General features: G+C 62.9%; 4 protein-coding genes. 2 read left to right on the forward strand and 2 right to left on the reverse strand.

The genetic code is table 11. The features are described from left to right. Positions 1-26: 26 nt before the first annotated feature. Positions 27-2,786 (forward strand): autotransporter outer membrane beta-barrel domain-containing protein, encoded by a 2,760-nt coding sequence (locus HMPREF9440_RS03910; RefSeq protein WP_040763502.1) that lies wholly within the window; start codon positions 27-29, stop codon positions 2,784-2,786. Between the two features lie 1,062 nt (positions 2,787-3,848). Here HMPREF9440_RS03910 and HMPREF9440_RS03915 read toward each other — a convergent pair. Together HMPREF9440_RS03915 and HMPREF9440_RS11365 are read right to left on the reverse strand one after the other, a co-directional pair. Then, positions 3,849-4,868 (reverse strand): tyrosine-type recombinase/integrase, encoded by a 1,020-nt coding sequence (locus HMPREF9440_RS03915; protein WP_008541719.1) that lies wholly within the window; start codon positions 4,866-4,868, stop codon positions 3,849-3,851. A gap of 767 nt (positions 4,869-5,635) precedes the next feature. Continuing rightward, positions 5,636-6,172 carry a hypothetical protein gene (locus tag HMPREF9440_RS11365; RefSeq protein WP_172634274.1) on the reverse strand — a complete coding sequence of 179 codons (537 nt, stop codon included), beginning with the start codon at positions 6,170-6,172 and terminating at the stop codon, positions 5,636-5,638. A gap of 25 nt (positions 6,173-6,197) precedes the next feature. On the opposite strand from HMPREF9440_RS11365, the gene HMPREF9440_RS11370 reads away from it, so the two are divergent. Beyond that, positions 6,198-6,986 carry a hypothetical protein gene (locus tag HMPREF9440_RS11370; RefSeq protein ID WP_172634275.1) on the forward strand — a complete coding sequence of 263 codons (789 nt, stop codon included), beginning with the start codon at positions 6,198-6,200 and terminating at the stop codon, positions 6,984-6,986. Positions 6,987-7,011 lie beyond the last annotated feature (25 nt).

A 7,011-nucleotide genomic window follows, 5' to 3' on the forward strand; every position in this document is an offset into this window, starting at 1 on the left:
GACAGCACATTTCAATTTGGACAGCAGTGGACATCACCGTTGAAGAGGGCACCCTCGAGATCCTCTCCAAGATCGGTTCCTACGACCTCAACGTCGCCGCCACGAAATCCTTCGACACCAACTACGCGCACATCGTGACGGTGAAGAAGGGCGCCACCGCCATCCTCCACGACGTGCTCTTCAACAGCCGCGCCATCGACGGCGCCCGGCAGTGCGAAGGTTTCGCGATCTACGCCGAGGCGGGTTCCACCGTCCAGGGCGGCACCTTCACGGTGAGCGCCTCCAACTACGGCATCCACGGCCTCACGGAACAGCGCGGTCTCGGCTCGATCGACGTCGCGGCGGGTGCGACCGCCTCCGCCCAGCAACTCGTCATCAACGACGGCACCTTCCGCGTCTGGGGTTCCGGGAACTTCACGGTCGGCAGCGTCACGATCGGCATCACCGGTCAGCTTGAATTCCGCGGGTCCTCCGTCACCCGCATCAACGGTACGGTCACCGCCGAAGCCGGCGTCCTCACGGCTTTCGACAGCGGCGCGACGCTCGAAACCGCCTGGACGAACCTCATCAACGACGACCTCGAAACGAAGACCGTCTTCGGGAAGGCTCTCGGCACCGTCAAGGGCAAGATCGTCGAGACGGCCTGGACGGGAACGTACACGCTCGACCAGCTCAAGGCCGCGAACCAGTTCTTCGGCGCCGTCGATACGGGCGTCTTCTCGTTTGAGAACGCCACCCTCGTCGGTGACGAGAACGGCAACGTCTCCATCGACAAAGTTCTTACGACCGGCGGCACCTACGGCTCCTCCACCCTGAAGGCCGCGGCCTCCAAGGACGGCGCGGTTGCGATCACGGCCGGCTCCGAGGTCATCTCCTTCGGCGCGCTCGAAGTCGACTCGGCCACCACTAACGTGTCCGTCACGAACAGCGCCGTCGTCACGTTGGTGGGCGCGAAGGACTCCGGCAACCTCCTCGAAGGCCGCAACGTCGAACGTCTCGACTTCAGCGGCACGCTCAACCTCGGTGCGGACGCCGAGGACGTCGGCACGGTGAACGCCAACGCGCTCTCCGCCGCCACCCTCAACGTCAACGGCGCCTACGCCGCGAAGACCGTTCAGACGATGAACGGCACGGTCGCCGAAGGCGCCTCGCTCAGCATGGGCACGTTGATCCTCAAGGACAACTCGTCCTCGGGTAAGATGAAGGTCGAAGGCACGCTCGAACTCTCGGGTTCGACCGCGCTCTACGACGTCATCGGCGGCGAGCTCACCTCGACCGGCCTCCTGACCACGAACGCCGCCGCGGCCGCGCAGTACGCGGACGAGGCCGACGCCGTCTTCTACGTCGACCGTCAGGTCACGCTCTCGGGCGCCGCCGTGACGGTCGGCTCGGCCGCCGGTCTCGGCAAGGCTGTTTCGATGAAGCCCGTCACCCCGTCGATCCCCTCCGCGGGCACCCCGGCCACCACGCAGTCCGTGACGGTGAACACCGACGCCGCGCTCGTTCTCGACACGACGGGCTTCGTGCAGACCCTCGCCGACGTTGAAACCTACGCCGATTCCGACGTCGACAACACCGTCTTCGGCAAGAACACCAAGGTGACCGTCGACGGCAAGCTCGTCCTCACGAACGTCTTGAAGACGGGTCTCATCGAACTCGGCTCCGATGATTCCACCATCGGCTCCGACGTCACGACCGATTCGAAGTTCATCGGCGTCGACCTGACCTCGGGCCTGCAGCTCGTCTACAACTCGGTGATCGGCAACTACACCCTCGACGCCCGCCTCGCCGCGCGCTACGCGCAGGGTCTCTCCTCGAAGGAAGCCTCGATCATCAAGGCGCTTGAAGCCAACGAAGCCTTCTTCGGCACGGGCGTGACGCGCTCGGGCGACGAAACCCTCACGGCGGAAGGTCTCGCCGCGTACGCGCAGGCCATGGGCGGGAACGTCACGGCCGGTGTTCTGAACGTCGCCTACGACGCGAACGCTCAGGTCGCCGACGCGATTGCGCGCCACCAGCTCGCCGCCGGCAACGCCATGGGCGTCTGGGCCGACGTCTTCCACACGAAGAACGAAGCCAAGAAGCTCTACGGCAAGACCGGCTACGAAGCGGACATCACCGGCGGCGTGCTCGGCTTCGACATGCCCGTCGCGGACCTCTTCAAGGCGGGCGCCGCGGTCGTGGTCGGTACGGCCGACACGGACACCGTGGGCGGCCTCAAGAACTCGGTCGACACCGACTTCTGGGGCGTCTCGCTCTACGCCGCGAAGGACTTCGCGGGCCTCAACGTCAAGGCCGACCTCGGCTACCTTGACTTCTCGAACGACTTCAAGGGCACGGGCGACGCCTCCGACGCCGCCTCGATGACCTTGGGCGTGCGCGGCGACTTCACCGCGTATCAGTCGGGCGTCGTCACGGTTGCGCCGCACTTCGGTCTGCGCTTCACGAAGATCGACACGGATGCCGTCGCCTTCAACAAGGGCCAGGACATGAACGTTCTCGAAGCCCCGATTGGCGTCGCCGTCGCGGCGGCGTTCGAAGCCCAGGGCTGGACCTTCCGCCCGACGGCCGACGTCACGATCGTCCCGCAGCTCGGCGACAATTCCGTCGAGTCCTTCGGCTCGGCCTCCGAAGTCACGGTCCTCTCGGGCGGCCTCGTCAACACGACGGTGGGCGTCACGGCCGAGCAGGGCGCCTTCGTCTTCGGCCTCAACGCCGGCTACGGCTTCGGTCCCTCGGACCGCGCCAACACCAACGTCAACGCTTCGGTCGTCTATCGCTTCTGATGAGATGACGCGACGCCCGCTCCGAAGTGCCGGATGGCGGGCGTCGGGTGAAGCCTGACTCCGAATCCCAGGTCCGATCCGCTACGGTCGGCTTGGGATTTTTCTTTTGGAGGTCCCGACGTCAGGGCGTCAGGCGATCCGAATCAACGGCCTTGAAGCGCACCTTCGGCGCGTCCCAGACGGCCTGGACGGTCTTGGCGGCCCCTTTCGACGAACCGGAGGGGATGGCCCGCAAAACGTTCGATTCGCCTCTCCGGAGCGGAGAAGTGACGAAAAAGGTACGGATGGAACCTTTGGTAACGTCGAGTGGACGATGCGTCCCCGCCGTCGCGGTGTACGGTCCGACCTCCGCATGCGCGCTGGCGTTCGCCGCGTCCGCCCATCCCTGCGCCTGGCCCGGCGCGCGTTAGCCCCAACGCGTATTGGGGGCGGTCTGCACGAAGATGGTCGGGAAATGCTTCGTCGTACGGTCGGAAGCCCGCCCCGCACCGACGCCTCAAGCAAACCGAAACGCATGACCCGCCCCAGAGCCCGCACATGAACAACATCTTCCGGAAGGTCTTCAACGCACGCCGCGGCAGGATCGTCGAGGTCGATGAAACCAAAACATCGGCCTCGCAGAGAAGCGCTGCGGGCGAGGGGTTTTGCTTCAGCGGGGCAAGGAAGCATGCTACCTTCTGGGCCTCGCTCGACATCCGGTGTGGAAACCGTCGAACGGATCCTGGTCGACCGGAAAGGTATCCGCAATGATCGGCATTGCATGACTTCAAAGATGTGCAAAAGAATCGCATCGGCCTTGGGAATGAATTACCGCGAAACTTTGAAGTCCGGCAATCCACCCATTCCGGAAATTCCGCAGCATCTCGGAATCCTGAGAAATCTCTCCGAAAGCGATCCTGAAGTCAAGCCGGGAAGGGGGTGAGCGTCATCGACGCGGACGAGCGCGGTTCCATGAGGCTCGGACCGCCACTCAGAAAGAACTGTCATTACGCACGTTCTGAGTAGCGTTACGTCTTTCAGAGACGTCCTACAGCTGAGCGGAAGAGGGCGCTCCGAACCAAATTAGAGCCGCACCGACCTCGCCGCACGCTTCTGGACTTCTTCGCCGCGGCGGTCGTATCGGGCGGTGGTCGTAATGTTGGCGTGCCCAATCATGTTTTTGACGGTCGTAATGTCTATGCCGTCATCCAACAATCGCGTCGCAAATGTGCGTCGCAAATCGTGCGCCGTCAATTTGCCGTTGATTTGCGAAGCCTTCAAACGGTTCTGCACGATCATCCCGACGGATCGGGGGTCGAGCGGCCGGGAGAGGTTGAGACTCCCGTTCTTCAGAATCCTGCCGAAGAGCCGACCCGGTCCGACCCCGCGCACGCGCTGGATCCAGTCGTCGATCGACTCTTGGACTTCCTCGGGAAGAAAGACTTTTCGTTCCTTGTCGCCCTTGCCGATCAGGGTCAAAGCGCCTTCGTCCGGGAAGTACCGCTCGATCATGAGTCCCGGGATCTCGCCGCGGCGCAGCCCGCAGCCCAGCATCAGCATCAGGATAGCCTGGTCACGAATGTCGATTTTCCGGTTGGGGTCGCAGTTCTGGAGCATCGTCCGGCTTTCGCGGAAAGTGAGCGACCGCCCGGCGGGCGCGCGCGAGTACCGGAGTTCCTTCACGGCTGTGACGCGCAGATAGTCCTCGTGCGCGAGCTGTCCGGAAATCCAGGCCGCTTTTGCGACACCCTTCATCGCGGCCAAATAGCAGTTGACCGTCGAACCCGCCCGACCGGAACGTTCAACGGACTTGCCGCCATCCTGGGCGAGTTTGGTCATGAGACCCACGACGTGCTCGGCCCGGATCTTCGACCAGGGGCAGTCGTAGAGATCGCGCGCACCCAGAAGTCGGGCGACGACGTTCAGCTTCGACTTCATGCTGGTGCGGGAGAGTTCGGAGTGTAGTCCCGCCAGATAGACCAAGGCCGGGTTGGCTTTGGGCGGGTCGTCCGAGACGACCGCGAGCGCCGACCGGTCCAACCCCAAATTGGGCGTCGGGTCCGAAACGTCGATGGGGAGATTCGAAAAGTCGGAGGTCGTCATGGTGAAGAAGTCTTCCGTTGAGGTCGTTCAGAAGAAAAAAAACGCGGTTGGGAATCGTGTGGTTCGGACGCCCACCAATGTGCTTCGGTCACCGCCATGGGACCGTCCGGCTTGGTCGCCGGAGCCGACCGGGTGGGATCGGGTAGGGCCGATCTCACCCGGCCGCAGCCGGTTGCATCCGTTTTCCAAGCTCCTCAGAAATGGAACCCCTTGATTCACAAGCGTATTATATAACTTCCTAGAAGGATCATTCTATCACGTTACTGTGATTACAGGGATTACAGGGATTCAAGGCGATCCTGAGGGGATTGTCTTCACGGCACCCGTCGGTGAGCGTCGGAGGCTGTGTTATGTGCAGGCGTCCTGAATCGGCGCATTCTCATGGCCGATGGGTCGGCTTAGAGGCGTGTTTTCAGGCTTCTCAGACGATCAAATACTCGTCCGCGCGAGGAACAGGCCTTCAAAATTCACGTGAACATGCGTTCAAATGTTCGGATATCCCTGTACCGCTAGCGGATGCGAGGTGTCAGGAAAGTGGTTATCCACTGAAAAACGCCGTTTATCCACAGTATTAGCGTATGAAACAGGTGACCGCACGCACGCTCTCCCCCAACAGGGGCAACACGTCAACTCAGGAGTCCGAACCCGAAAACAAATAGGCGGCGACGGGACCCCGGATCCTCCCGCCGCCGCCATTCCCCCTCACGGGAGTTGGTCAGTTTTTCAGTAATGCCAGACCGCCTGGGTCATCGCGTTCACACCGTTCTTCAACCCGCGTAGCCGTTGACGCCGAGTCCGAACTCGAACGACTGGTCCGGCGCCCGGTACTGCCACCCAGCCGAGATCACCCCGGTCGTGCCGTCGAGGTCCGACGACCGCAGAACGAGTTTCCCGTACTCGTCCTTCAACGAACCCTGGGCTTTTGCGCCAAACGTCTGCTCGACGGAGATGCCGAAATAGGGTTTCAAATTTGGCGAATAGTCATAGGTGAACAAATTCCCGACCTCAACGCGGTGAGCGGAGAGAGCGTCGTATGAGAAAGTCGTTCCCTTCATGCCGTCCGTGCCGGCGACGAAGTGGTCCTCACCCTCACGGCCGTCCCAGAAGTAGGAGACGTAGGCGCGGCCAGTGAGTTTCGCCGTCGCCCGCCAGTCGTAGTTGACGCCGAGGTGCGCGCCCCAATAGACCGCCGACTTTTCGAAGTCGTGGGTCTTCCCGGCCAACGCCGTCTCGAACTTGTTCTCCAACTGCCCGGTCTTCACGTACCCGGTCAGCTTCAACCCCTCGACCGGCAGCTGATGCACCGCGAAGAGACCGACCCCGGCAGTTGTGTTTGCCGGACCCGTTCGCATCCGCCGACTTGGTCCGATAGTTGGTCCGGCCTATTTCGATGAAACCACCGAGATCCGTCTCGCCCATAGTTCCGCCGATCCCGACCAACCCGGCGTAGACGTCGGCCGAGAGTCGCGGCTTCGCGTCGAACCCGTAGGTGCCTGCGCGCGCCGCGGCGAAGATCCCGTTGCGCCGCGCGTCGTCGCTTCGCAAAACCGTGTCCACGAAGAGGTCACTTGTTACGGCCACCGTCGCGAAGGACGCAGCGGACGAGCGCATCAGGGCGTCGGTGTCGGCCGCGGCGCCCGAACGGACCGGTTTCACCGGGGTCCAGTCGATGGGCTTCGGCTTCGCAGGCTGCGGATCGGGCTCGACCGGCGGCTGGACCGGATCCGGGTCGGGGCGTTCACGGGCGGGTTCGGCCTTCGGGAAGGCGGCGACCAGATCGAGGGCGTATTCGCCCTCGGCCGAACTCTTCTCGAACTTCAGCTTGTAGTCTTCGGCTTTGATGGACGATGTGTCTTCGCATCCGACCGAGCGGAGGGACCGCACGACGAGGTCCTTCTTGTGGGCGTCAAGATCATCGCCCGCATTCCAATATTGATCCTTTTCATTCTGGAACCCGGCCTTCGACTCGATCAGGACGAGGTTCGTGCCTTCCTCGACGGTGGCGTCGGCACCGGTCAAAGTGACCGTCGACTTGAAGTCGCCGTCGCGGCCGAAGCGGACCGGCACCTTTCCGGTGACCTTGAGGACCGGCTGACCCGACTCAACCATCTTTCCTGAACTTCCCGGCGTTCCATCCACTCAA

Origin of the sequence: Sutterella parvirubra YIT 11816, assembly GCF_000250875.1 — a bacterium.
Lineage (GTDB): Bacteria > Pseudomonadota > Gammaproteobacteria > Burkholderiales > Burkholderiaceae_F > Sutterella > Sutterella parvirubra.

Bases quoted from the DNA above. Each gene is read 5' to 3' on its own strand.
- HMPREF9440_RS03915 (WP_008541719.1), bottom strand. From the start codon at position 4,868: ATGACGACCTCCGACTTTTCGAATCTCCCCATCGACGTTTCGGACCCG.